Source organism: Bacteroides sp. MSB163 (genome assembly GCF_036416795.1).
Taxonomy (GTDB): domain Bacteria; phylum Bacteroidota; class Bacteroidia; order Bacteroidales; family Bacteroidaceae; genus Bacteroides; species Bacteroides maternus.
In genome coordinates this window covers 723,941-750,353 of sequence record NZ_CP143867.1, presented here as the reverse complement: position 1 = coordinate 750,353, position 26,413 = coordinate 723,941, and the positions used below count along the sequence as shown (strand labels likewise).

The window sequence follows — 26,413 nt, the reverse complement described above, 5'->3', positions numbered from 1 at the left end:
TGGGTTGCGCGGTTATGCCGCATGGCACTTGTAGCTCGTAGCTTGTAACTACTTTATTTCTTCCTTGACTATTTCGTCCATTTCTTTGAGACGTTTCTTACGGTCCTTTGCGGACTTTACTTTCTGTTCCTTGTATCCAAGGTCCGTATGTTCGGAAACTTCTTCGCTGAATTCTTCAAATTCGTCCTTTGCCGGACGGCCATGCGGGTCGATATTCTCTTCGGCAATCGCATTGTTTCTGTAAATCAAATCATCCATGACTGTATATTTTAAATGGTTTATGGATATATTACAAGGTTATGGTGAAAAAGGTTTTGTACATTTCCCTTTTCTTGTGGTCATTTACAGAAGATTAAATAGACGAAGCATCTGTTTACAGTGCCGGAAGCAGGTATTTCCAGATTAGATCCGGTTCAGCCTGCATGTCTCCGATATGTGCTGTAACGGCAATAACGGCGTCTTTTTCAGGAATTACGAGGATATATTGTCCGTTGGCCCCATCGGCACGGGCGGAAGCTTCAGCAACCCATTCTTCCGACAGCACTTGCCGACCATTCCACTTCCCTTTTTGCAGGAAGAGTTGTCCCATCTTGGCAAGGTCTTCGGTTTTGAGGTATAGTCCCCAGCCGCCGCAATTGATTCCTTGCGGGCTTTCCTGCCACTTTACATTGACGATGCCCAGTGGACGGAACAGTCGTGGATATAAATAATCCACTAACTTTTCTCCGGTCACTTTCTGCGCAATGGCGGAAAGCATATAGGTTCCGAGACTGTTATAAGCAAAGAAAGTGCCCGGCTTATGTTCTACGGGATGAGCGAGGAACAGCTCCACCCAATCCTTGGCGGGAGTTTCAGTAGCCTGCTGGGTATTGACGCTCGGGGCTGTATCATATCCGCAAGTCATAGTCAGTAAGTCGCGGATAGTCATGGCTTTTAGGTTTTCACTGATGTTTGCGGGTAGCTTATCCGGGAAGAAAGAGATTACTTTATCCGTCAGATTTAGCCTTCCTTCTGAAATGAGGAGTCCTACAGCCGAGGCAGTAAATGTCTTACTGACAGAGTTCAGAATGTGCGGCTCATCTTCTTTCCCTTCACCTATCCACTTTTCGGCAAGCACGTAGCCATGTTGCACTATCATGATGCTGTGTAGGTCCTGGTTAGCTTTCTGCACTGCATCCAGATATTTCTCCATAGCTTTCTCCAGTTTTTTAGAGGCGGTGCTACGTGGAAGTCCTTTTGTCAACTGGTTGATGGAAATTAGTTTGATGCCTTTATCTTCAATGACTTGCTTTACGCGCGGGCTGGTGAGGAGGTCTGTCACTCCTTGCCGGTCGAGTGCTACTTGTTCGTAGCCGATATGAAAGACGGTTCTCATTTCTTCATTATCCAGTGCCGGATGGTCGAGGAACAGATATCGTTTACCTGCTTCCAGTTTGTTCAGGGAGCGGATGAAGCTCTCTTCCTTTTCAGCAGATGTCCGGCTCGGGCCATCATACCCGATATAGGTGAACCGATAATCTTCGGGTGAATCCATGCGATCAATAGAAGGGAGGTTGTACTCCTTTGCCAGTCGCAACACCAATTCGTTCACTTCTTTCGTGAATCCGGTGGACAGCATGTGCCCTGTCATGTGGCTGAGTTGGGGAATGTTCTTCAGTGCCATTTCTATCTGTGCACGGAATTCTTGCTCCACCTCTTTTATATCCCATTTGTTTTCCATAACCGACTGTCCCGGATAGGCCGGATTAGCCCCCATCATCGGATAAAAATATCCGTTCTCGTCCGTCAGGCTGGGACAATGCGTCAGGGGGCGCCATTTCACATTTTCCCATTCGCTGGTAATGACTAAATGCAGTCCGGCATCCAATCCCGGATTTTCTTTCAGCAGACGAACGGCTTCCGGATACCAGGCGGCTACAGGCATCACTTCTACTGAGCGGGCGATGCCCGACTGATAAGTTTGAATACAAGCTTCATTGACGGAATGGAAAGCTCCAAGGTCATCGATGCGGATAGCAAGGGTAGGGGCGGATTGTCCCCATGCCGGAAGGGTGCTTGCGGCAAGCAAACATCCGGCGAAATGGTGTTTCAGTCTTAAAAGGTTCATAGCAGATTGGGCGGTTGGTTGGTGCTTTAAGGGGGGCTTCCGGGATGGATTATAGTTTGGTTTCTCCTTCAATAAAGTTCTCAAGGAAGAGGTTCTCACCGTCGAATACGGCGTAGGAGAAATAATTAATCCAGTCTCCCAATATGGTGACACGGGCGGTGGCGCTCAACATCAGGTCCAGTTCGATGTGACGGTGTCCGTAGATGAAGTAATTGATATTCGGGTGGCTTTTCAGGTATTCCTTGGTGTAGAGCACCAGGAATTCTTTGTCTTCACCCATATAGTCGGGCTCCTTGCCGTCCACACGTTTCAGACGGCTATGCTTAGCCCAATTCAGTCCTAACTCCATACTCCAACGAGGGTGTATGGCGGAGAAAAGGGTTTGCAGAAATTCGCTGTGAAACATGGAGCGTAGAAATTTGAACTTCTTGTCGGGATCGCCCAAACCATCGCCGTGGGCCAGATAGAACTCCTTGCCGTATATTTCCGTGGTAAGTGGTTCGCGGTGCATGATGACGCCGCACTCACGGGTTAGATAGTCGCCGCACCAAATATCATGGTTACCTGTGAAGAAATGCACTTCCACTCCTATATCCGTCAGTTCGGACAGCTTTCCCAGAAAACGGGTATATCCTTTCGGCACAACGGTCTTGAATTCATACCAGAAGTCAAACATGTCTCCCAGTAAGTATACGGCAGAAGCCTTGTGCTTGATACTGTCGAGGAAATTAACGAGGCGGCGCTCTTGTGTACGCCCGTGTTCGATGGCACGTGAGCCGAGGTGTGCGTCCGAAAGGAAATATACATTCTTCATAACCGTGCTATTCTGTTGAATTACAAATTACTAGTTGCAAATTATGGGATGCAAGTAATCAGTAATTACTTGCAATGGGGTTGCTTACAGGAATCCCAGTTCCAGTTTGGCTTCCTCGCTCATCATATCCTTGTCCCATTCCGGTTCGAACACCAGATTGATGGTGGCGGCAGATACACCGTCCACTGATTCCACTTTCTGGCGCACATCTTCCATGATGAAGTCGGCTGCCGGACAGTTGGGTGCTGTCAAGGTCATATCAATATTTACTTCTCCACTGTCGGAGACATCTATTTTGTAGATAAGTCCCAGATCGTATACGTTTACCGGGATTTCCGGGTCGAATACGGTTTTGAGCATCGCTACTATTTTTTCTTCTATTTCAAACTTGGTCATATTCGTATCATTTTAGTTAGGCAAAGATAGTTGAAACCGGAAGCGGAAGCAAATTTATTTGCATTATGCTGATGCAACTCGTCTTCGTGAAGCAAAGCTAAAGAAATAAATTGAAACTACAAAGGAACGGGTTTTGAAAAAGCCTGTCACAGGCACTCTGCAACTCGAATATTAAGAGCTTTTATCAAGCACATTACTGGCTTGTATATCAAGCATTACTACCTTTCATCTGAATCTTCCTTACCTCTCATGCGCAAGATGCCATCTTGTGTTGTGTAAGATGCTACCTTGTGTTGTACGAGATGCCATCTTGTGCATGAGAGGTAAGGAAGATCCGGATGGCTTCCTTTCATGTTTTCTGTCTTATCTCTTAATGTTCAGGTTGTTGCTGGGCTATGGCGGTAAGCTACCGGGGCTACTTGCCACTTAAATCATTCCTTCATCGTTAAAGCTGTAATACTTTCCGTCTGTTACAATAACGTGGTCGATGAGGCGGATGTTCATTGTCTGAGCGCCTTTTTGGACAAGTTGCGTCAGGCGTTGATCGTCTGTGCTGGGGCGTGGGCTGCCGGAAGGATGGTTGTGTATCAAAGCTATTTGTGTGGCTCGTTGTATTAAGGCCTCGCGCAGGATGCTGCGTACGTCGGCGGTAGTCTGGTCGATGCCACCGCGGCTGATGCGGGATTTGTCGATGACGCGGGAGGCCTGGTTAAGGAGTAAAACCCAGAATTCTTCGTGTGCCAGGTCGCAAAGAAGCGGGTGAAAGATTTCGTAGATGTCCTTGGAAGAGCGGATGGTGGCACGTTCCGGACGTTCCTGTAGCTTGCGGCGTTTACCCAGTTCCAATGCTGCCATGATGGTGATGCTCTTGGCGGGACCGAAGCCTTTGAAGCGGGAAAAGTCCTGCACTTCCCATTTACCCAATTGATTGAGGTCGTTGCCGCAAGTGGAAAGTACCCGTTGCATAAGTGATACCGCGCTTTCTTCTGTGTTCCCCGAACCGATAAGGATGGCAAGTAATTCGGCATCGCTGAGGGCTTCCGCCCCCTTTAGCATCATCTTTTCCCGCGGACGGTCTTCTTCCGCCCACTGATTGATAGTCAGTTTCTCCATGTTGGTCACTAATCGCTAATCATTTATAAAAGTTTTTTTTGAAAGCCTCAAACTCGTCTTTGCCAAGTATGCAGCGATTCCACCATGCTCTCCAAAAGCCTGTGCCATATCCGATGAGTTGGATAAAGGAGGCGGCAATGGAATAGATGCCGATGCGCAGGCTTCGGTTCTGGATGGAAGAGTCTATGCATACCAGCAGTGCATACAAAGCAATGGGCGTCAGACTGTAAAGGCAGAAAGGAGCACCAAGCAGCAGTACCGCTACTCCCAGTGTGAATGCTGCGGGCAGGAGGTGGACGACTTTCAGTGATTCCGGATATTTCTTATATAGATTGATGCGCGCAATTCCTGAGTTATGCACTTGCTTGAAGAATTTCTTTAAGTCCGTGCGGCGTTTATGATACACCCATGCATCGGGGAATAACCGGCAGCGGTAACCGCTTTTGAATATCCGGATGCTGAAGTCTATGTCTTCTCCGAATCGCATCTTTGAAAAACCGCCCAATGCGGCATATACGTCTCGATTAACACCCATGTTGAAGCTGCGCGGATAGAACTTATCCATTTTCTTTTTTCCTCCCCGGATGCCTCCGGTAGTGAAGAAAGAGGTCATGGAGTAGTTGATGGCTTTTTGTATATCTGTAAAAGACTCGTGAGCCCGGTCCGGTCCGCCGAAAGCATCGGCAGGACTGGCTTGTAGTTCTTTTTCGGTGGCGGCAAGATAGCCTGCGGGCAGGATGCAGTCGGAATCCAGGATGATCAGGTATTCCCCCGCGCTTCGTTCGGCGCCATAGTTACGGGTTTGTCCGGGACCGGAATTCGGTTTGTTGTAATAGTGTATGTCCAGTTTATCCTGATATCTGTCCACTACTTCCTTGCAGGGAATGGAGGAGCCATCTTCCACAATCACGACTTCAAAGTCTTTGAAACTCTGTTCGGTCAGACTTTGCAACAGTTCGTCCACTTCGTCGGGACGGTTGTATACAGGAATAATGACGGAGTATCTCATAGGTCTTAATCTTTTAGTTCGTTTTCTATTTCTTCAATGCTGGGCAGGGTACTCTTGAAATCTTTGGGAAAGAGATGATTTAAGTCATATTCTGATATGCCGATGGGCAGGTTGGCTGTATCCAGCGTATATCGTGCCACTATGTTGTTCTTGCTTTTTTGACTTTATTTTAGCCCCAACTTGGGGCTGATTCTGTCCATAAAATAAATAGAATCTTTTTATGTAGCGTAGGTTTGTTTCAGAAAATCCTCCTAAGTTAGAGAATTCTTCTTTGAGGTCTAAGCTAATTTGAGACATTATGTTAGTTCCCCATTTTGCTTCCGCTTTTAACCGGACTATATCACCTCCTATACTCCAGTATAGTTTCAATAACTCCGTATTTACTTTTACCGCTGCCTTAATCTGACTCTGGCGGATACGCTGTTTCAGTTCGCCTATCCACTCTTTATATTCGTTGTCTGTCTTTATCAGTTTACTCATGTTGCAATTCTATTACTTATTGCTTACAAAGATAGATCATTATTTTCCGATAATCTCTCCCAGTTGTGTATTCTTTTACTGGCAATAGAAAAAAACTGCCTGTCGGGAGTGTTTAATTCTCCTGACAGGCAGCTTATATAATGTATGGTAACGAGAACGGGCTTATGCTTTCACACGGCTAACATAAGAACCGTCACGAGTATCAATTTCAATTGTTTCACCTTCATTGATGAACAACGGAACGCGTACAGTTGCACCGGACTCTACAGTGGCAGGTTTCAATGTATTTGTAGCTGTGTCACCCTTTACACCCGGTTCTGTATAAGTAACCTTCATCTGAACCTTTATGGGCATATCAGCATAAAGAACAGTTTCAGTAGAAGCATCAGATACTACGTCCAGCACAGCACCTTCCAGCAGGAAGTCAACACCGTTGATCAGGTCGTGTGCAATGGGGTGCTGATCGAAAGTTTCCTGGTTCATGAAGATATAATCTTCACCTTCTTTATATAAGAACTGATAGGGACGACGCTCTACGCGTACATCTTCCAGTTTTTCACCGATATTAAAGCGGCGTTCCAACACATAGCCATTTACTACGTCTTTCAGTTTAACACGCATGAAAGTGTTACCTTTTCCCGGCTTTACATGCAGGAAGTCAATACAAAAATACAACTTGTTGTCCATACGGATACAAGTTCCGATTTTAATGTCTTGGGCATTAATCATACTAATATTTTTTATTTTAGATGTTATATAATTGTCTCTACTGAGCTTTGCGGGTGCAAAAGTAATGGAAATCAGTAAAAATCGCAAAAAGTTTTGAGAGAAAAAGACTTAACTCTTGGTTATTTTGAAAAAAGTCCCTATTTTTGCAGCCCGATTACGTGAAATAATAACATAAAACAATATACAGTAATGAAAAGAACATTTCAACCCTCTAACAGAAAGAGAAAAAACAAACACGGTTTCCGTGAGAGAATGGCTTCCGCTAACGGTCGCAGAGTATTAGCTGCACGTCGTGCCAAAGGCCGCAAGAAACTGACTGTTTCTGACGAATACAACGGAGTGAAAGCATAAGTAAACTCTTTGTAATAAAGAATAAGAAAGCCGCAAAGGACTGATAACAGTGCTTTGCGGCTTTTCTTTATTATTCCTCTATTTCCTTTGCGGCTTTTTTCCATTCTTCGAAACCTTTGTCGAGGTCGTAAACCACGTATCCCTTTTCGCTGAGTATAGCGGCAGCCTTTTTACTGCGTTTACCACTACGGCAATACAAAGCAACGGGTTTATCTTTCTGTAGAGTGGAGTCGGCTATTTCCGCAAAAGTCTTATCAAGCACATTGATGTTGATGCTTTTGGGAATGTGTGACTCTGAGTATTCGGCTACGGTGCGTACATCCAGACGTTGTATCTCAGGATTGGCTATCAGCGTGGAGAAATCTTCCACGGATACAGACTTGAAATCTCCTTTCTGCTGACAGGAGAAAAGAGAGGAGAAGAATAGGCAGATGCCTGCAATCAAAGAATTTATTTTCATCTTACCGGGGATTATATTCAAATTCATAAGTTACTTCTTTGCCGGAATACGTGTTTAAGCTGAAATAGATTGTAACTTTATCAATTCCATCCTCTGCATATTGCCGTAACGGAACGGACGCATACGCACGTTTCGTGTATGCCTGCACATCTCCGCCATCATCATGATAGAGAGACAGACGTACCGTCCGGGTTCCCGCTTCTTTATCTGTGGTGACTTCGTCCTCAATGAAATGGAACGAGTGCTTTCCGTTCTGCGACTTGATTTCCAGCATTATGTTCAGATAATCAATCCCCATCCAGATACTCAGTATATCTGCCGGATCACGCTTGATTCCATCCTTAAATTTATCCGCAGACTGCGGCACAGGGGATATGGCACTCAATACTGCATACAATTTCACTCCGGGTGTCCCATCGGCAGCTTCCGCCTTGCCATAGTTGCTGACAATGCGGGCAGAGGCATTAGCGTCTATACGCGTTTTCGACGCGTCTTCCACTATTGCAAGTGTTTCGCCTTCATCCGTCAGCACGGATTGCAGGCTGCCGTCGGCACCGGCCTGTGCAGTCAGGAAATCCAGTTTTACGGACGGATAATGATAATCATCGTCATCGCCGCAGGAAACCAGCATGAATACCAGTATGGGGAGAAACCAGCGTAAAGAAACCGGAAATTGTAGCTTACCTTTCATATATTACTCTATTTCGGATTATCAGTTCTTGTAGCCAAATAATTCGTCAGTGGATTGGCATACATCAACAACATCTTTTCGCGCAGGAACGGGATGTCTTTATTGGGCAGTTCAATGCGTGCAAGTTGCTGGTCGATGTAGTCAGTGAAGTGTTTTTTCTCTTCGGCGGTATAATGACCGGCAAAGGCCTGAGTACCCGACAAATAATCGTGAGCTATGTAATTGCCGGGATACATACGATAGTTTGCATGGATTCTCCGGTCTATGAGGGCGGAGATCAGTGAAAACAGTTCGTGTTTGGAGAGAGAACGGTCCAGTTTTTCCAGCTCTTCATTGATGCACGATGCTACTTGGAAGTGTACGCGTCCTTTAGGTCCGAACAAGCCGGTCTGCATATTCTTCAGGTCGTCTTCCTGCGTCTTCTTGTAGTCCGGTATATCGCGTTTCAGTTGGAACTCCTGTGCTTTCAGGTAATCACAAGGATCGTATTCGTACGAAATGGCCAATGGAAGGATGTTCATTTCAATCAGGCGGTCGATGATGTCACCCTCGCCGCCCATAGCCAGCATCTTGAGAACGCTTTCCTGAGTACGGTCGTTGGAGTCTTTGGCACGCCCTTCACGTTGGGCTATCCAGATGGACTGGTTCTTATCCTTAATGGTGTGGTGCATATAGCGCGACATGCGTCCGGAAGATTCCAGCATTTGGCGCATGGTCAGGGCACGTTGTACTATGAATGATTTGTTGACACGCACGAACTTCTTAATCCAGGGATAGATCAGCAAGTTATCGCCGATGGCGATTTCCACTGTATCCATATCTTTGTCTATCAACTCTACGGACAGGAATCCGGAGTCGAGAATGATATCGCGGTGGTTGGAGATATAAGTATAAGCGGATGCCTTATCCGTCAGTGCCGTAAGGTCCAGAGTCACTCCCTGAGTTGTATCTCTGGCTAATCTTTTCAGAATTGTGTAACAGAATACTTTCTGAAACTCCAACTTCGTCCTGCATGTACGCATTTTCTGTGCAAGTACCTCAAAGGGAACTTCCGGGAAAACAGCAGACGCCACCTGCCGAAAAGCTGGATCAGCAATCAGTTCCTCGTAAATCTGAGGAAGCTCCTCGTCATGATAAGGGCGGATTTCATCAAATTCCATATTCATAATGATTAACGTTTAGTGATTAGTAGGTTAGTCACTAAAACTGGTTCTCAATTATATCAGTCATTACATCCTTAATGTCTAATCCTGCGGCACGTACCTGCTGGGGTATGAAGCTGGTAGCCGTCATTCCGGGCGTGGTGTTCACTTCCAGCAGATTGACTTTATCTCCGGCAGTGATGATGTAATCCACACGAATGATACCTGAAGCGCCCAGGATATCGTAAATGGCGGAAGTCAGTGTCTGTATCCGGTGCGTCAGGTCATCGGAGATACGGGCTGGGGTGATTTCGGAAACCTGTCCGTTGTACTTGGCGTCGTAGTCGAAGAACTCATTTTCGGTCACTACTTCGGTGATAGGGAATACGACTGACTTCTCTTTGGTCTTATAACAACCGCAGGTCACTTCGGTGCCTTCCATGTAAGCTTCTATCAGAACTTCTTGCGCTTCATCGAATGCCTTAACAATGGCAGGCTGTATTTGTTCTTTCGTCTTAACTTTCGTTACGCCAAAGCTGGAACCTCCCAGACTGGGTTTGATGAAACAGGGCAAACCTATCTTTTCAATCACATCTTCATCGGAAATGGATTGTCCCTGGCGAAGCACTAAGGACTCTGCTATGCGTACTCCAAAAACTTTGAGATATTGGTTGCAGGCAAACTTGTCATACGTAAGTGCAGCTGCCAGTACACCACAACATGAGTAGGGGATGTGAAGGAGGTCGAAATAGCCTTGCAAGCGTCCGTCCTCGCCCGGAGTGCCGTGAATGGTGATGTAGGCAAAGTCGAATGTTACCTTCCTGCCATTCATCTGAAAACTGAAGTCATTCCGGTCAATGGGTGCTTTGCCGCCGTCGGGCAGTTGTACGTGCCAGTCGAGTCCGTGCATCTCCACAATATATAATGTGTACTTTTCCTTATCGATAAAGGAGTAGATGCCCTGTGCGCTGCGCAGGGAAACCTGAAATTCGGAGGTATCGCCTCCGCAAACAATAGCAATCGTGCGTCTCATTCTAAATCTCTGTTACTGATGTAGCCTCTCCATTTGTCTATCAGCAAGGTCATGTCTTCGGGCATTTCGGAGGTGAAGTACATCTCTTCGCCGGTGGCGGGATGTATAAAACCCAGTGTCATGGCGTGTAATGCCTGCCGTGGACAAGTATCGAAGCAGTTATTTACAAATTGTTTGTATTTACTGAAATGGGTACCTTTCAGAATCTCGTGACCGCCATAGCGCTCATCATTGAAGAGTACATGGCCGATATGTTTCATGTGAACACGTATCTGATGGGTACGTCCCGTTTCAAGAATGCATTCTACAAGAGTGACATAGCCCAGACGCTCCAGAACCCGGTAATGGGTCACGGCATGCTTTCCCTGATCATCGGGCAGAACAGTCATCTGCATGCGGTCTCTGGGATTCCGGCCAATGTTTCCGGTGATGGTTCCCTCGTCCTGTTCAACGGTTCCCCACACCAGGGCGCGGTAGCGTCGTTTGGTGGTTTTGTTGAAGAACTGCATACCGAGGTTGGTTTTGGCATCCGGTGTTTTGGCTATGACGAGCAGCCCGGAAGTGTCTTTATCAATGCGATGAACCAGACCGACGTGCGGGTCGTTGGCATCGTAGTCGGGATTATCTTTCATGTGCCAGGCGATGGCGTTCACTAAAGTCCCCTGGTAATTTCCGTGTCCGGGGTGTACCACCAGTCCGGCAGGTTTGTTCACTACCATGAGGTATTTATCCTCGTAGACTATATTAAGTGGAATGTCTTCGGGAATGACTTCGTTTTCATAACGCGGACGGTCCATCATGATGGTGATGACATCCATCGGTTTCACCTTGTAGCTGCTCTTGACTGGTTTGTTGTTAGCCATTACGAAACCGGCTTCCGCTGATTTCTGTATGCGGTTGCGCGAAGCGTTTGTCAGGCGGTCGAACAGGTATTTGTCTACGCGCATCATTTCCTGTCCTCTATCCACTACCACACGGAAGTGTTCATAGAGTTGGGCTTCATCACCGACAGGTTCTATGTCGTCCAGATCATCCTCAGTCACTATGTCGTCCGGCAAATCTTCTATCATTCCTTGTTCTTTCTATGTGTTATTGTTATTATTCCCCGTATGATCAAGTTTAAAACCAGGACTCGTCTGCTGCGGAATCTTTAGAGGAGGTAGGGGCGGTAGCTTCTACTGCTGTAGAATCCCCTTCCTGAGGCACTTCTCCACCGTCTCCCACAATTAGTGTAAGTGTGGCACCTACAGGTACTTTTTCACCTTTGGTCAGTGTACGGCCTTTATATTTCACACCGTATACCCAGTCTTTTTCTCCGGCTATGCGTTCGTTCTCGGACAGTTTGAAGCCGGCCGCCAGCAGGCGTGCCTGCGCTTGGCGCATGGAACTGTTGTCCGCTACATCGGGAACGATTAGCAAAGGAGTACTCAGGGTGTTTATGGTCAGATAGATGGTGCGTCCTTCTTTCACTTTCTGTCCGGCGGCAGGATTGTGTTCGAGGATGCATCCGGCTGGTAAGTTTTTTACGTAGCTGGAGTCGGAAACGATGCAGGTAAGGCCTTGGTTACGGAACATTTTCTCGGCTTCTGCCACTCCCATACCTTTCACGTTGGGCACTACTACCGCTTCACCGTGACGGGTGTATATATCCAGTCCCTTCAGCACTCCAAACAGTACAAGGGCAACCACAATGACCATTGCGATCAGGTTTATCCAGAAAAACTTATTCTGTTTGAAAGAAAAAAACTCTTTTATAGTCATAATCCTTGGCGTTGTTTGGGGACAAAGATAATGCAAACCGAAAGCAGTACAAAATATGCTTGCTTATTTTTGATGCTGAGGAGCTTTTTAAAAGGAGAAAGAAGTTATCACTTCGCTCGGGAGTTAAAGAAGTTAGAACTCCTCTAACTCCTTATTCAGTTCAGAGTGACTCAAGCAATCTCTTTAATACTACCGTAGCTGATATTTCACGATTAGCCGCTTCGGGGATGACAATAGATTGCGGACTTTCGATGACATCATCTGTTACAATCATATTACGGCGCACGGGCAGGCAGTGCATGAAATAAGCATTGTTGGTTACTGCCATCTGGCGGTCGCTTACGGTCCATTCACGATCTTTGCTTAGGATCTGTCCGTAATTATCTCCGGCATAAGCCGCCCAGTTCTTGGCATAGACGAAGTCAGCGCCTTCGAAGGCTTTCATCTGATCATATTCCACACGGGCATTTCCTACGAATTGCGGAGCAAGTTCGTAACCTTCGGGGTGGGTGATGACAAAATCATAATCCGTGGCGTTCATCCATTCGGCAAAAGAATTAGGCACGGCTTGGGGCAATGGACGCGGATGCGGCGCCCAGGTCATTACCACTTTAGGGCGTGCCGTCTTCTTATATTCTTCAATTGTGATGAGGTCGGCAAAGCTTTGCAACGGATGGCGGGTGGCTGCTTCCATTGAGAACACCGGGCGACCGGAATGTTGGATGAACTGGTTTATGATTACCTCGTTATAGTCATCCTCTTTGTTCTCGAAGCGGGCGAACGAACGTACGCCGATGATGTCGCAGTAGCAACCCATCACAGGAATAGCCTCCAGTAGATGTTCGGGTTTGTCTCCATCCATGATGACACCGCGTTCCGTCTCCAATTTCCATGCTCCCTGGTTGATGTCCAGCACGATAACATTCATGCCCAGATTCGTAGCCGCTTTCTGCGTGCTGAGACGGGTACGTAAGCTGGAGTTGAAGAAAATCATCATCAACGTCTTGTTCCGTCCCAACTCTACGTATTTAAAACGGTCTTTCTTAATCTCAAATGCTTCATCCAGTGCAGCTTTCAGATTTCCGATGTCCTGCACACAAGTAAACTTCTTCATGTTGATATATTTTGTAATTTATAATTTCACTTCCTTACCTGTCCTTCTCCTTCGACAATCCACTTGTACGTGGTCAGTTCTTCCAGAGCCATGGGACCGCGGGCGTGCAGCTTCTGCGTGCTGATACCGATTTCGGCACCCAGACCGAACTGTGCCCCGTCTGTAAAGGAAGTCGGTACGTTGACGTATACGCAGGCGGCGTCCACATCACGACAGAACCACTCGGCACGGGCCTTATCTTCGGTTACAATACATTCGCTGTGTTTGGAACCGTATTTCTGAATATGTGCTATGGCTTCACGAATGGACTGAACGGTTTTAATGGACATCTTGTAGTCCAGGAATTCCGTACCGAAGTCTTCCTCCGTAGCCTCCTTCAGTAGCTCCGCAGGATAGCTTCCCTTCAGTGCGTTGTATGCGTACATATCCGCATAGATTGTCACATTGCTTTTTTGCAACGGCGCGCAAAGTGCCGGCAGATCGCCCGGGCGGTCACTGTCAATTAATAGACAGTCCAGAGCATTGCATACGCTGACGCGGCGCGTTTTGGCATTGTTGATGATAGCTGCGCCTTTCTCTACATCACCGTAGCGGTCGAAGAAAGTGTGGCAGATACCTGCGCCTGTTTCAATGACAGGTATGGTGGCATTCTGACGCACAAAGTTGATGAGACTGCTGCTGCCACGCGGAATAAGCAAGTCTACATAGCCTCGGGCATTCAGCAACTCGGCTGTAGCTTCCCGGTCGGCAGGCAGTAATTCTACGATGTGCCGGTTGATGTTGAAGTGTTCCAGTACTTCGTGTATCACGTTGATAATGGCACGGTTGGAAGAATCGGCGTCACTGCCGCCTTTCAGTATGCAGGCGTTTCCGCTTTTCAGGCAAAGGGAGAATACGTCGAAACTCACGTTGGGGCGTGCTTCGTATATAATGCCGATGACGCCAAACGGGACACTTACTTTCCGGAGTCTCATCCCCAGGGGATGTGTGTGCTCTTTCAGCGTGCGTCCCACGGGTGAGGGAAGGGTTGCTACATTGCGTGTATCGGCAGCGATGCCTTGCAGGCGTTCTACGGTCAGCTTCAGCCGGTCGTATTTCGGATCTTTCGGATCCATTCTTTCCAGATCCTTCTTGTTCTCGGCGAGGATGAAGTCTGATTTCGCCAGGGCAGCGTCCGCTACAGCCAATAGTATCTGATTGATTTCTTTATCGCTCAGTGATAACAATTCCCGACTGGCTTCCTGCACGGTGGCAAATACTTTGTTTAAGTCCATTTCTTTGTACTTCTTTTATCGATTACCCTGCAAATGTAATAATTATATCGGGAATGCCTGCTTTATCCCTTTGAAAAAGAATGATAACAGAAGAAAGAGCCGTGTGCCATTGTGACTTTGGTATAAGGCGTAGTGTATATCGACTATTGTTTGATTTATAACGGTGCAAGTAATGAGCTATATTCCCATTAGGACTGAACGTATTTCCCATTACGACTGAACCTACTTCCCACTACGACTGAAACCACTTCCCATTACGACTGAACGAGTGTCCCACTACGACTAATCTTTGTGGGACCCCAAGTACACTATCACACAGGAAGTTATGTTTCTCAGTTCACTCCTGTATAATGCATATCTGTGTAGAAATGAATTATTCACCACAGAGGACACAGAGAGCACAGAGGTTATAATTATCTATGAATTAGAAGCCTAAAAAACTCTGTTAACTCTGTGTCCTCTGTGGTGAAAAGATTCATAACCGTATAAAAATGAATTATTTTCGACATTAATCCTTATTAATTCTATTTTAAGTTGATATTAATGTCTTTTCATTGATATTATTAATGAGTCGCGCTTTTCTTTGCATTCGGAAAACATAAACTTATAAAAATCATGAAAAACCGTTTGATAGGTCTGTGCATTGTATGTGCTTGCTGCTTGATGGCTAAAGCTGATGATTTAAAACTCTGGTATCAGCAACCTGCCAAAGTATGGACCGAAGCGTTACCTTTGGGTAACTCACGTTTGGGCGCCATGGTTTATGGCGGAGTGGTTAACGAACAGATACAGTTGAATGAGGAGACTGTCTGGGGCGGTGGTCCTCACCGCAACGATAGTCCGAAGGCATTCGGTGTATGGTCTAAAGTCAGGGAACTTATTTTTGCAGGGCGTGAGAAAGAAGCCGAAAAGATAATGGCTGATAACTTCTTTACCGGGCAACATGGAATGCCTTTCCAGACGATTGGCAGCTTGATGCTGGAATTTGACGGACATGCCGGTTACTCCGATTATCGCAGGGATTTGGATCTGGAACGTGCAGTTGCATCCGTACGCTATAAGATAGGCGAAGTGAATTATACCCGTACCATATTTACTTCTTTGGTAGATAATGCTTTGATCATCCGTATCGAAGCGGATAAACCCGGTACAGTCAATTTTACAACCCGATATAGTACTCCGCATAAAGAGTACGAGATAAAGAAGAATGGTAAGAGTCTGCTGCTGTCCGGACATGGTTCGGCGCACGAAGGTATTCCGGGAGCTATTCGTTTTGAAACCCGCACGCAGATCAAGGCGGAGAAGGGTAAAGTTAATGTCGCCAATGATTGCATTGAAGTGAAAGGTGCAGATGCTGCTGTGATTTATGTGACGGCTGCAACCAACTTCGTCAATTATAAAGATGTAAGTGCCAATGAAACCCGTCGGGCAACGGAATTTCTGACAAAAGCCATGAAGCGTCCTTATGCTCAGGCTCTTACTGCTCATGAGGAAGCTTATCAAAAGCTTTTCGGGCGTGTCTCTCTGAACATTGGTCCCTCCAGTAAAGAAGAAACATCTTACCGTATCAAGCATTTCAATGAAAGGAAAGATCTGGGATTGGTGGCGTTAATGTTCCAGTTCGGGCGTTACCTGCTTATATCCTCTTCGCAACCCGGCGGACAGCCTGCCGGACTGCAAGGTATCTGGAACCAGGAACTATTGGCTCCGTGGGATGGAAAGTACACCATCAATATTAATACGGAGATGAACTACTGGCCGGCAGAAGTGACAAATCTTCCGGAAATGCATGAACCACTGTTTCAGATGGTGAAAGAATTGTCAGAGTCGGCACAAGGCACGGCGCGTACCTTGTATGAGTGCCGCGGATGGACTGTACATCATAACACCGACTTGTGGCGTATGGCCGGGCCTGTGGATGGCGCTTCGTATGTCTGGCCGTTGGGTGGCGCTTGGCTGAGCCAGCATCTGTGGCAACATTATCTTTATACAGGCGATCAGGCATTCCTGAAAACAGCTTATCCGGCCTTGAAGGGGGCAGCTGATTTCTTCCTTGATTTTCTGGTGGAACATCCTAAATATGGCTGGATGGTTTGTGCTCCTTCTATGTCTCCCGAACAGGGCCCTCCGGGAACCGGTACGATGATTACCGCCGGATGTACGATGGACACTCAGATTGTGCTGGATGCGTTGACTTCCGTACTGTCGGCTACTCAACTGTTGTATCCCGCTAATACTTCCTATCGGGATAGTCTGCAAAGTATGATTAAGCGTTTGCCACCTATGCAGATAGGCAAGCATAACCAGTTGCAGGAGTGGTTGGCGGATGTGGATGACCCGAATAATGACCATCGTCATGTTTCCCACTTATACGGACTTTATCCCAGTAACCAGATTTCCCCCTATGCGCATCCGCAACTTTTCCAGGCAGCTAAACGTTCACTTCTCTATCGGGGTGACATGGCTACGGGGTGGTCTATCGGCTGGAAAATCAATCTATGGGCACGTCTGCTCGACGGTGATCATGCTTATAAGATTATCAAGAATATGCTGAAGCTGGTGGAAAAGGATAATCCTGACGGACGTACTTACCCGAATATGTTTGACGCGCATCCGCCTTTCCAGATTGATGGAAACTTCGGTTTCACAGCCGGGGTAGCCGAGATGTTGCTTCAAAGTCATGACGAGGCCTTGCATCTATTACCCGCCTTGCCTCAGGATTGGAACAAGGGTAGCGTGAAAGGTCTGGTAGCCCGCGGTGCTTTTGAAGTGGACATGGACTGGGATGGCGGTGAATTGACTACAGCTACCGTAACCTCACGCATTGGCGGCAATCTGCGTATACGTTCGTATGTACCGTTGGAAGGTGCAGGTCTTAAGGAAGCGAAAGGCGATAATCCGAATCCGTTGATGAAGCGCGGAGATATTAAGGAACCGCTGGTTGCTGCCGGATTAAGGGCGCAATATCCTCTCTTGTATAAGATTTATGAGTATGATATACAGACACAACCGGGAGAAAAGTACACATTGCACAGAGCATTATGACAATCGATACAACGAATAAGAAATAGATTATGGTAAAAAGATTAAATTGGTTTATTGTATGCTTGTTATTTTCAATAGGTATTACGGCGCAGGCTGCCGGTAAACAGTACAATTCGTACAAAGGATTGGTGATGGCAGGTTATCAGGGGTGGTTTAATGCCCCTGATGATGGCGCCAATCGAGGGTGGTATCACTATACCGGACACGATGGCTTTCGCCCCGGTTCTTGTACGATTGATTTCTGGCCGGAAGTATCGGAGTATAAAAAACTGTATAAGACGGAGTTTAAGTTTGCAGACGGAACGCCCGCCTATACTTTCTCTTCACACGATGAGTCTACGGTAGATACTCATTTCAGATGGATGAAAGAATATGGATTGGATGGTGTGTTTATGCAGCGTTTTGTCGGGGAAATTCGTGGTAAGAGTGGTTTGAAACATTTCAATACTGTTTTGAACTCTGCCATGAAAGCAGCCAATAAATACGAACGTGCTATTTGTGTCATGTATGATTTAAGTGGTATGCGTCCCGGTGATGAGGATGTTTTACTGAAAGATATTACTGATGTGGCTAAACGTCATTCTCTGAAAGATCATGCCAAGAATCCCTCTTATCTGTATCATAATGGAAAACCGCTGGTTACAGTCTGGGGAGTAGGTTTCAATGATCGCCGCCGTTACGGTCTGGATGAAGCCGAAAAGATTATCAATGGTTTGAAGGCACAAGGCTTTAGTGTGATGCTGGGAGTGCCTACGCATTGGCGCGAATTGAGTGGGGATACCGAGTCGGACCCTCGTCTGCATGAGTTGATAAAGCGGTGTGATGTTGTGATGCCCTGGTTTGTAGGACGGTATAATGAAGATTCGTATCCCCGTTATCAGAGACTGATTAAGAGGGACATCGAGTGGGCGAAAAAGAATAAAGTGGATTATGCACCTTTGGCTTTTCCGGGATTTTCCTGGCGTAATATGAAGGGGCATGAGAACAGCGTGCAGATACTGCGTAACAAAGGTTCATTCCTTTGGAAGCAGTTGTCCGGAGCTCTGAAGGAAGGTGCGGAAATGCTTTATGTAGCTATGTTTGATGAGATAGATGAAGGTACGGCTATCTTTAAATGTGCTAAAAAGGTTCCCGTAGGTGCCAGTACATTTGTACCCATTGAGGAAGGCATTGGCAGTGATCATTACTTGTGGCTGGTAGGCCAGGCCGGTAAAATGTTGCGTAAGGAAATGCCGTTGGAGATGAAGCAACCGGTACGCAAGTAAATCAAAGTCGAATCCGGATATATAGTATAAGAAACGTCTGACTTGGGAGCATCCAGGTCAGACGTTTTTCTTTAGGGGCATTGTAATTGGTTTCAGTTCTGTTCGTCGATAATTTCCATTAAGGAGAACTTGTATTCTGTTCCCAGCGAAGCTGCATATTCTTTGCAGAAAGTATCATAGACAGTCTTGGCGAGCCCTTTCTTTCCTTGCTGACAAAGGATGCGGCATTTTACACAGAGGGCTTCCTCGTTGATATAGTCATGTTGGAATAGTGTATCTGCAATTTTTAGCTTTAATGTTTCCGAGAGGTCTTCCCGTTTCAGTAACCTGCAAAGCAGATCGATGGTGCTGTTTGAAAAATCATTCTTGAACGTATCAATCCAATCGATTTCCATATTAGGTAACATCATACCACGCAGCAATAACTCGAGCAGTTTCTCTAAGTTCTGACTATTATTCTCTTTATATAGATGAAGTGCTTCCAGATAGTCGCAAATAGTTCCTTCTTCAAACTGTATGCTCCAGAAGCCATTTTGATTCAATATTTTGATATCACCTACTTTTTCTAATAAACCGCGTAGTTTACTCATATATACATTACGGTTGTTTTTGGCAGATTCATCCGTCTTGTCATACCATAATAATTGAATTAGCTTATGGCCAATGATTCCTTTGGGGTCTCTTCCCGTATAGAGCACAAGCAATATCAACAAGGCCTTAAGGGTTGGAGTAAATGAGGCTGTAATGTTATTACCTTCTTTATCCATAACATGGAAACCGCCAAAGAAGCAAATACATCCCTTGGAGAAATCATAATTGTGGAATGTCGTAGCCTCTGTGTGTATGGGCATCTCTATTTTTATCTCAGATATATCATTCGTTTGAGAACCATTCGCGGATTCTGGTTGGAAGCTGTTCGCTTCTGTTTGCTTATTGTCTTCGGTAGCGGTCTTGATCCGGTTTATTTCGGCCTTTTTCTTTCTATAATAGAAAACTCCCGTTCCGGTAATAACCAGTATCCCGGCTATAATGTACAACCATATAGATGACTGGTTATTTTGACTGGTATTGCCTGCAACCACATCCGGTTGTTTAAAGGATGAAACGGGAATCGGAGGGAAGTTCAGTTCATAGATGTCTATATCAGCTTTACCACTTACTTCAGCTTGGTGAATCACTGTATATAACTTTTTTTGTTTGGGGGAATAGTATAAGTTAGTATACATGTATTGAGACTCTAATTTTACTCTGATAGGCAATGACATGAGTTCGAAATGTGGTGTTTGAGTATCGATTTTCATCAATGTACCACCTTGTTGCGTACTGAAGAAGTAGAAACATTTTTTTTCGGGATCATAAATCATGTTTTCACTGGGTTGAAAATCTCCTCCATCCGGAACTTCAGTGAGTTCCCATAGTTTATTGGCTTGCTGGGTTAGCAGGTTGACAGCGTATAAATCATAATAGTTACGGGGAGATAATTCCTGCCGTCCGGATGGACAACCGCGTCCTCCGAAGATATAAAGTGTGCTGTCAACTATGACAGAACTGGAAGAGTATCTGGGATGAATATTCGTCAGATTGAGGTGACGTTGCGTGGTGTTTTCATAGGGATAGCAAATTAATAGCTTGTTATTATAATGATAATGTCCATATCCACCGAAGCTGATCAGTGAAGAATTGGCCGGATTATAAACGAGTGTATTATTCCAGTAGTCGTGTTCTTGTACGGCTGCCTGTGTCCCTTTCCAGCTTTGTGAAACAGGATCAAAGAAAGAATATAGGTTTTCATTCAGGTTGTAGGATAACAACTGATGTTGTTCTGATAGGTATATCAACTGGTTGGGGTAGTTGGCTACAAACTCTCCGCCTTTTACCTGAATAGTGTCAGTAATCCTTTCATCCGTATGGAAAACATACAGTTTTTGTTTGTTGTTGGCTATATAGAAAGTACCGACAGTAGGATCGAATGCTACAGAGGGAGAAGATTTGAATTGCTGTGAATGAATCTTCTTCCAAGTGATATACTGGTCTATGATCCAACGGGTATTTTTGCCAGAAGCCGGACTGTGGGAAATCTCGTCATAACAGATATTCTTATTATGGCGTGCCATTTTCCACAAGCGTATTTCCTTTAATCCACGCTTGATGCTGATATCTCTTATATTAACGGAGGCCACATCGGCTAAAGAGAAACCTTCATATGGACAATAGCCGAAAGCAAAGCGTAGTTTCTGCGAACCTTTCAGGTCGGGGTAATTCACATTAATTTCCGTACTGTCATACAATACGGTAATATTTCCTTCTTTAACATCGAGGGTCAGGCTGGCTGAAGTCCAAGCCTCACGTCTCACTTCTTTTTGAATAGGGTATACTGCATCTCCGGTGACCAGAATCGGGAAGCGTCTGTCGTTTTCGCTGACACTGTACATCAAGTCAACATTCTTATTGTTTTCAGTAATGATACGGAATACGGTTCCGAATACATTATCAGGTCTGACCCATAGATTGAAACTCAGAGTTATCTTGTCTCCTTTAGTTTCTATAGGCTTTCCATCTTCTAATGCCATACTGGTAAACTCTGAATTCTGAAGTGGGTAGGATTGGATATGCAAACCGTACTCAGGAAGTTGAGCGACTGAATGCATACATATTAGCAGAAGAAAGATAATGAATAGTGTCTTTTTCATTTTGTATATCAATATAAGTATTAGCTCGTACAAAAATAGTGCTTTTTAGTGAAATCCGACTACTTATTCATACAATTCTTCCAGCTGTGCTTCGCTTTTACTTTAAAAGTTATTCATTAAGTGGATTTTAATGTTTCATTAATTATAGTTTTATCATTTTATTAAGCAAGTGAGGCTTACTTTGCAATATAAATAGATAAAAAGCTAATAATATGAATTTAAAAAGGCACTTGTTCTTATTTGCAGGAATATTATCCTGTTCTTTTCTAATGGCTCAGCAGCCAAGTGATATTTTGTCAGTTTCAGCATCAACTAATGTGGAAAAAGCTTCGTTAGCTTTTGATAAGGATCCAAAGACAATGTGGGAAGTTGGTGGGCAGGATTTGAAAACAGACCAATGGTTGATGTTCACTATCCACACCCCGGGTGATGTATGTGAGCTTGGAATTCAGATGCAAGGTGTATCTAAAGAGGATTTGAAACAGTTGATGAATATCTTCGTTACATATGATCCTATGAATCTGGGAGTACCTGTAGATTATCAGGTACAAGGTAATGCTAAAGAAATGCGGTTGAAGTTTTCACCTAAATATGGAGCTCATGTCCGGTTGGCTTTTAGGGGAGGCGATCGTGTTAAACCTTTTATGGTAAAGGAAGTATCTGTTCTTTTAGCTGATAAGGAATTGAAAGATCGAAAAGGAGAAAAAACTTCGCTCCGTTATATGGACCCTACGCTTCCGGTGGAAGAGCGTGTGGAGAGTTTGCTGTCTGTGATGACGCCGGAAGATAAAATGGAACTGATACGTGAGGGCTGGGGTATTCCTGGTATTCCTCATTTATATGTACCACCTATTACGAAAGTTGAGGCTGTACATGGTTTTTCGTATGGTAGTGGAGCTACTATCTTTCCCCAAGCTTTGGCAATGGGAGCAACCTGGAATAAGAAGTTGACGGAAGAAGTGGCGATGGCGATTGGGGATGAAACACTTTCGGCAGGAACTATGCAGGCATGGTCTCCGGTATTGGATGTAGCCCAAGATGCCCGTTGGGGACGTTGTGAAGAAACATTTGGAGAAGATCCGGTTTTGGTATCACAGATTGGTGGAGCTTGGATTAAAGGATACCAGTCTATGGGACTATATACTACTCCGAAACATTTTGGTGGTCATGGTGCTCCGTTGGGAGGACGCGATTCCCATGATATAGGGTTGTCTGAACGTGAAATGCGTGAAGTACATCTGGTTCCGTTCCGTCATGTTATTCGTAACTATGATTGCCAATCTTTGATGATGGCATATTCGGATTTTCTGGGTGTTCCTGTAGCGAAAAGTAGAGAATTGTTGCATAATATTTTGCGTGAGGAATGGGGATTCAGCGGTTTCATAGTTAGTGACTGCGGTGCTATAGCTAATTTGACTGCCCGTAAACATTATACAGCTAAAGATAAGATAGAAGCGGCTAACCAGGCCTTGGCAGCCGGGATTGCTACGAACTGTGGTGATACGTATAATGATAAGGAAGTGATACGGGCTGCAAAGGATGGACGTATCAATATGGAGAACCTTGATGAGGTGTGCCGCACAATGTTGCGTATGATGTTCCGTAATGAACTGTTTGAAAAAGCACCTAATAAACCATTGGACTGGAATAAGATATATCCGGGTTGGAATTCGGATAGTCATAAAGAAATGGCACGTCAGGCTGCTCGCGAATCTATTGTACTGTTGGAGAATAAGGATAATATTTTGCCTTTGTCTAAAGACATGCGTACGATTGCTGTGTTAGGTCCCGGTGCAGATGATCTTCAACCCGGTGATTATACTCCTAAACTTCAGCCTGGTCAGTTGAAATCTGTGTTGACAGGTATCAAACAAGCGGTAGGAAAGCAGACGAAAGTGATTTATGAACAAGGTTGTGATTTTACAAGTTTAGGCGAAGACAATATTACAAAGGCAGTAAAAGCGGCTTCACAATCAGATGTGGTGCTATTGGTTTTGGGAGATTGTTCAACCAGTGAGGCTACTACGGATGTATACAAGACATCCGGTGAAAATCATGATTATGCAACCCTGATTTTACCGGGCAAACAACAGGAATTATTAGAAGCTGTTTGCGCAACCGGAAAGCCTGTCATATTGATTCTTCAGGCGGGGCGTCCCTATAATCTGTCTAAAGCGTCGGAGTTATGTAAGGCTATCCTTGTGAACTGGTTGCCTGGACAAGAAGGTGGTCCGGCTACAGCGGATGTGTTGTTTGGTGATTACAATCCTGCCGGTCGTTTGCCGATGACTTTCCCACGACACGTAGGTCAGCTTCCTCTTTATTACAACTTTAAAACTTCCGGTCGCCGCTATGAATATTCGGATATGGAATACTATCCTCTTTACTATTTCGGATATGGTTTGAGTTATACTTCGTTTGAATATTCAGGCCTGAAAGTACAGGAAAAGGAAAATGGTAATATTACAGTGCAGGCCACAGTGAAGAATATAGGACAGCGTGCCGGTGATGAGGTGGTACAGTTATATGTAACGGATATGTATGCTAGTGTGAAGACACGTATTACAGAATTGAAAAACTTTACCCGTATTCACTTGAAACCAGGTGAGGCAAAAACGGTTTCTTTTGAATTGACGCCTTATGAATTATCATTACTCAATGATCATATGGACCGGGTTGTGGAGAAAGGTACGTTTAAAATCTTAGTTGGTGGTGTGAGTCCTCAGTATGTGGCTAATGACCGTATTAAGGATAGTGTGGGTTATAAGGATTCTAAGAAAGGTTTGTCAGGTATGCTTGAATATACCCATGAATTTGCAGCAGATTTCGGATTGACTTTATTCAAAGTAGAAGAAAATCTGGTAAAGAATCAGAAGACTATCTGGATCTCAGTCAAAAATAATGGGACTTTGATGGATACAGGAAAAGTTGAAATGTATGTCGGAGGTAAGAAAATGGGCGATAATGTTCATTATGAGTTGGCTCCGGGAGAAGAGAAACTGATACCTTTCAGTGTGGATAAGGAGAATATGGATTCAGTTGTATTTACTACTAAGTATAAAGTGTTATCTATATAATTTTGATACAACCTCTTGTATCAGTATACAGATTGTCCTGTCATGGGGCAATCTGTTAAGCTAAATGTAAAACTACCATGAAGAAATTAGCCCGGTTAGTTAGTATGGGGTTCGTTTTGGGACTGATGGTCAGTTGTGCCTCGGAACAAGCTCCGGTTAAGAATGATAGAATTGTGACTAATCCTATTGATCTGAATTATCGTTTTCAACCTGATGATGAGTCACGACGTGAAGCGGCCGATCCTGTACTGGAATATTTTAAAGGATATTATTATATGTTTGCCTCTAAATCAGGTGGATATTGGCGTTCAGAGGATTTGGCAAAATGGGAGTATATTCCTTGTACAACCATTCCAACTATGGAAGATTATGCACCGACCATCCTTGTTTATGGCGATACTCTTTATTTTACGGCATCCAGTGGGAACACCCGTATTTATAAAAACGCTCATCCAGAACAGGACACTTGGGAAGAAGTAGATACAAAATTGACTTATCGTCAGCATGATCCGGCTTTCTTTAAGGATGATGATGGAAGAGTGTATCTTTATTGGGGATGCTCGGATGTAGATCCGATCGTGGGAGTGGAAGTGGATCCTAAAGATGGTTTCCGGGCTATTGGAGAACCTAAAGTCTTGATTCAGCATAATTGTGATAAATATGGTTGGGAAGTACCAGGAAAGAACAATGAAGAACCACGGCAAGGTTGGAATGAGGGACCGTGTGTACTGAAACATAATGGTCGTTATTATTTGCAATATGCAGCTCCCGGTACTCAATACCGTATTTATGGTGATGGTAATTATGTGGGTGATAATCCGTTAGGCCCATTTGAATATGTAGAAGACAATCCATTCTCTTTCAAGCCCGGAGGTTTCATCGGTGGTGCTGGCCATGGTCATACATTCAAAGATAAGTATGGTAATTACTGGCATGTGGCATCTATGACTATTTCTGTTCGTCATTGGTTTGAACGCCGTTTAGGTTTATTCCCGGTAGTTGTTTCTGAGAAATATGGAATGTATGCGTTGACAACTTTTGCTGATTATCCTTTCTGTATTCCTGATCGGAAGGTCGATTTTGAAAAGGAAGATATCGGTATGGGGTGGAACTTGCTTTCATATAAGAAAAAAGTATCCTCGTCTTCACATCTTGAAGGCTATGAACCGGAATTGGCAAATGATGAACAGGTGGAAACTTGGTGGGCCGCTCAAACAGGCGATGCCGGTGAATGGCTGCAAATAGACCTTGGAGAAACAATGGAAGTGAATGCTATTCAGGTGAATTTTGCAGATCATAAATTCAATGTACATGCGCCCCATGCCCCTGTGGTTTACCAATATTATATAGAAGGTTCTACAAATGGCAAAGACTGGACTCGTTTGGCGGATGAAGAAAATAATCTGCAGGATGCTCCTCATAAACTGCATACTCTGCGTGTTCCTGCGAAAGTGCAATATTTAAGAATCTGCAACACTAAAGATATGGAAGGAAGTTTTTCTTTATTCGACTTACGTGTCTTTGGTCAAGGTAGTGGTAAGGTGCCTGCCAGCGTTACAGGATTTCAAGCTTCATGCGATAATAACGATAAACGTATCTATCGGTTTAGATGGAATCCGCAGGAAGATGTAACAGGATATATTTTGCGTTGGGGAACGCAAAAAGAGAAATTGACTCACTCTATGGTGGTTTACGGAAACCAATATGAGGCCCGTTATTTCAATAGAGACTCTGAATATTACTTTTCTATTAGTGCGTTTAATGAAAATGGTGTAGGTAAATGAATGCTGCATCCGACATTCTAAGAATACCGACTAAACCATCGAAAAAAAACAGCGGATTATTAAGTTGAAATTAAGAGC

22 protein-coding genes are annotated in these 26,413 nt (G+C 44.8%); 5 read left to right on the top strand and 17 right to left on the bottom strand.

The annotated features are described in order from the left end of the window. Positions 1-48: 48 nt before the first annotated feature. The 8 genes from VYM24_RS02645 to efp all read right to left on the bottom strand — a co-directional run bounded on the left by VYM24_RS02645 (position 49) and on the right by efp (position 6,648). A complete protein-coding gene (locus VYM24_RS02645; RefSeq protein WP_007217045.1) occupies positions 49-258 on the bottom strand; it encodes a hypothetical protein in 210 nt (69 codons plus the stop codon). 115 nt (positions 259-373) lie between these two features. Next, positions 374-2,107: a serine hydrolase domain-containing protein gene (locus tag VYM24_RS02640; RefSeq protein ID WP_291550285.1), complete on the bottom strand. Its 1,734-nt coding sequence runs from the start codon at positions 2,105-2,107 to the stop codon at positions 374-376. Between the two features lie 49 nt (positions 2,108-2,156). Further along, complete coding sequence (locus tag VYM24_RS02635) at positions 2,157-2,921, bottom strand: UDP-2,3-diacylglucosamine diphosphatase (RefSeq protein ID WP_007217047.1); 765 nt, start codon at positions 2,919-2,921, stop codon at positions 2,157-2,159. An 84-nt stretch (positions 2,922-3,005) separates the two neighbouring features. Next, on the bottom strand, positions 3,006-3,317 hold the full coding sequence (locus VYM24_RS02630) for a metal-sulfur cluster assembly factor (protein ID WP_007210649.1): 312 nt from the start codon (positions 3,315-3,317) through the stop codon (positions 3,006-3,008). 426 nt (positions 3,318-3,743) lie between these two features. Further along, complete coding sequence (gene radC, locus VYM24_RS02625; protein ID WP_061437842.1) at positions 3,744-4,430, bottom strand: RadC family protein; 687 nt, start codon at positions 4,428-4,430, stop codon at positions 3,744-3,746. A 19-nt stretch (positions 4,431-4,449) separates the two neighbouring features. Beyond that, positions 4,450-5,439: a glycosyltransferase family 2 protein gene (locus VYM24_RS02620; protein WP_330941371.1), complete on the bottom strand. Its 990-nt coding sequence runs from the start codon at positions 5,437-5,439 to the stop codon at positions 4,450-4,452. An 84-nt stretch (positions 5,440-5,523) separates the two neighbouring features. Beyond that, positions 5,524-5,919: a DUF1016 N-terminal domain-containing protein gene (locus VYM24_RS02615; RefSeq protein ID WP_291550281.1), complete on the bottom strand. Its 396-nt coding sequence runs from the start codon at positions 5,917-5,919 to the stop codon at positions 5,524-5,526. A gap of 162 nt (positions 5,920-6,081) precedes the next feature. Then, a complete protein-coding gene (gene efp / locus VYM24_RS02610; RefSeq protein WP_291550280.1) occupies positions 6,082-6,648 on the bottom strand; it encodes an elongation factor P in 567 nt (188 codons plus the stop codon). A gap of 189 nt (positions 6,649-6,837) precedes the next feature. On the opposite strand from efp, the gene rpmH reads away from it, so the two are divergent. Continuing rightward, on the top strand, positions 6,838-6,999 hold the full coding sequence (rpmH, locus tag VYM24_RS02605; protein WP_002558970.1) for a 50S ribosomal protein L34: 162 nt from the start codon (positions 6,838-6,840) through the stop codon (positions 6,997-6,999). Positions 7,000-7,069: 70 nt separating this feature from the next. Here rpmH and VYM24_RS02600 read toward each other — a convergent pair whose 3' ends face one another. The 8 genes from VYM24_RS02600 to VYM24_RS02565 form a co-directional block, all read right to left on the bottom strand. After that, the gene (locus tag VYM24_RS02600) at positions 7,070-7,486 is read right to left on the bottom strand and encodes a rhodanese-like domain-containing protein (protein ID WP_291550279.1); all 417 of its coding nucleotides are present in this window, start codon (positions 7,484-7,486) and stop codon (positions 7,070-7,072) included. Continuing rightward, positions 7,461-8,150, bottom strand: a complete 690-nt coding sequence (locus VYM24_RS02595; RefSeq protein WP_299095340.1) for a NigD1/NigD2 family lipoprotein — start codon at positions 8,148-8,150, stop codon at positions 7,461-7,463. The genes VYM24_RS02600 and VYM24_RS02595 overlap by 26 nt, the downstream gene beginning before the upstream one ends. Positions 8,151-8,158: 8 nt before the next feature. Continuing rightward, on the bottom strand, positions 8,159-9,316 hold the full coding sequence (locus tag VYM24_RS02590; protein WP_299095338.1) for an acyltransferase: 1,158 nt from the start codon (positions 9,314-9,316) through the stop codon (positions 8,159-8,161). A 34-nt stretch (positions 9,317-9,350) separates the two neighbouring features. Beyond that, complete coding sequence (locus tag VYM24_RS02585; protein ID WP_299095336.1) at positions 9,351-10,325, bottom strand: D-alanine--D-alanine ligase; 975 nt, start codon at positions 10,323-10,325, stop codon at positions 9,351-9,353. Further along, entirely contained in the window at positions 10,322-11,395 is a 1,074-nt protein-coding gene (locus tag VYM24_RS02580) for an RluA family pseudouridine synthase (protein ID WP_330941370.1), read from the bottom strand. The genes VYM24_RS02585 and VYM24_RS02580 overlap by 4 nt, the downstream gene beginning before the upstream one ends. A gap of 49 nt (positions 11,396-11,444) precedes the next feature. Next, the gene (locus VYM24_RS02575) at positions 11,445-12,086 is read right to left on the bottom strand and encodes a PASTA domain-containing protein (protein WP_291550274.1); all 642 of its coding nucleotides are present in this window, start codon (positions 12,084-12,086) and stop codon (positions 11,445-11,447) included. Between the two features lie 160 nt (positions 12,087-12,246). After that, positions 12,247-13,200 carry a Rossmann-fold NAD(P)-binding domain-containing protein gene (locus VYM24_RS02570; RefSeq protein ID WP_007217055.1) on the bottom strand — a complete coding sequence of 318 codons (954 nt, stop codon included), beginning with the start codon at positions 13,198-13,200 and terminating at the stop codon, positions 12,247-12,249. 26 nt (positions 13,201-13,226) lie between these two features. Further along, positions 13,227-14,474: a glutamate-5-semialdehyde dehydrogenase gene (locus VYM24_RS02565; protein WP_330941369.1), complete on the bottom strand. Its 1,248-nt coding sequence runs from the start codon at positions 14,472-14,474 to the stop codon at positions 13,227-13,229. A 615-nt stretch (positions 14,475-15,089) separates the two neighbouring features. Here VYM24_RS02565 and VYM24_RS02560 point away from each other — a divergent pair. After that, positions 15,090-17,519, top strand: a complete 2,430-nt coding sequence (locus tag VYM24_RS02560) for a glycoside hydrolase family 95 protein (RefSeq protein WP_299095323.1) — start codon at positions 15,090-15,092, stop codon at positions 17,517-17,519. Between the two features lie 29 nt (positions 17,520-17,548). Next, positions 17,549-18,784 carry a glycoside hydrolase family 99 protein gene (locus VYM24_RS02555; protein WP_299095317.1) on the top strand — a complete coding sequence of 412 codons (1,236 nt, stop codon included), beginning with the start codon at positions 17,549-17,551 and terminating at the stop codon, positions 18,782-18,784. Between the two features lie 92 nt (positions 18,785-18,876). Here the strand turns inward: VYM24_RS02555 and VYM24_RS02550 are convergent, their stop codons facing one another. Beyond that, positions 18,877-21,474, bottom strand: a complete 2,598-nt coding sequence (locus tag VYM24_RS02550) for a hypothetical protein (RefSeq protein ID WP_425286625.1) — start codon at positions 21,472-21,474, stop codon at positions 18,877-18,879. Positions 21,475-21,686: 212 nt separating this feature from the next. Between VYM24_RS02550 and VYM24_RS02545 the strand changes: the two genes are divergently transcribed. Both VYM24_RS02545 and VYM24_RS02540 read left to right on the top strand, forming a co-directional pair. Then, positions 21,687-24,551: a glycoside hydrolase family 3 C-terminal domain-containing protein gene (locus tag VYM24_RS02545; protein WP_291550269.1), complete on the top strand. Its 2,865-nt coding sequence runs from the start codon at positions 21,687-21,689 to the stop codon at positions 24,549-24,551. A 77-nt stretch (positions 24,552-24,628) separates the two neighbouring features. After that, complete coding sequence (locus tag VYM24_RS02540; RefSeq protein WP_291550268.1) at positions 24,629-26,335, top strand: family 43 glycosylhydrolase; 1,707 nt, start codon at positions 24,629-24,631, stop codon at positions 26,333-26,335. The last annotated feature ends 78 nt before the right edge of the window (positions 26,336-26,413 follow it).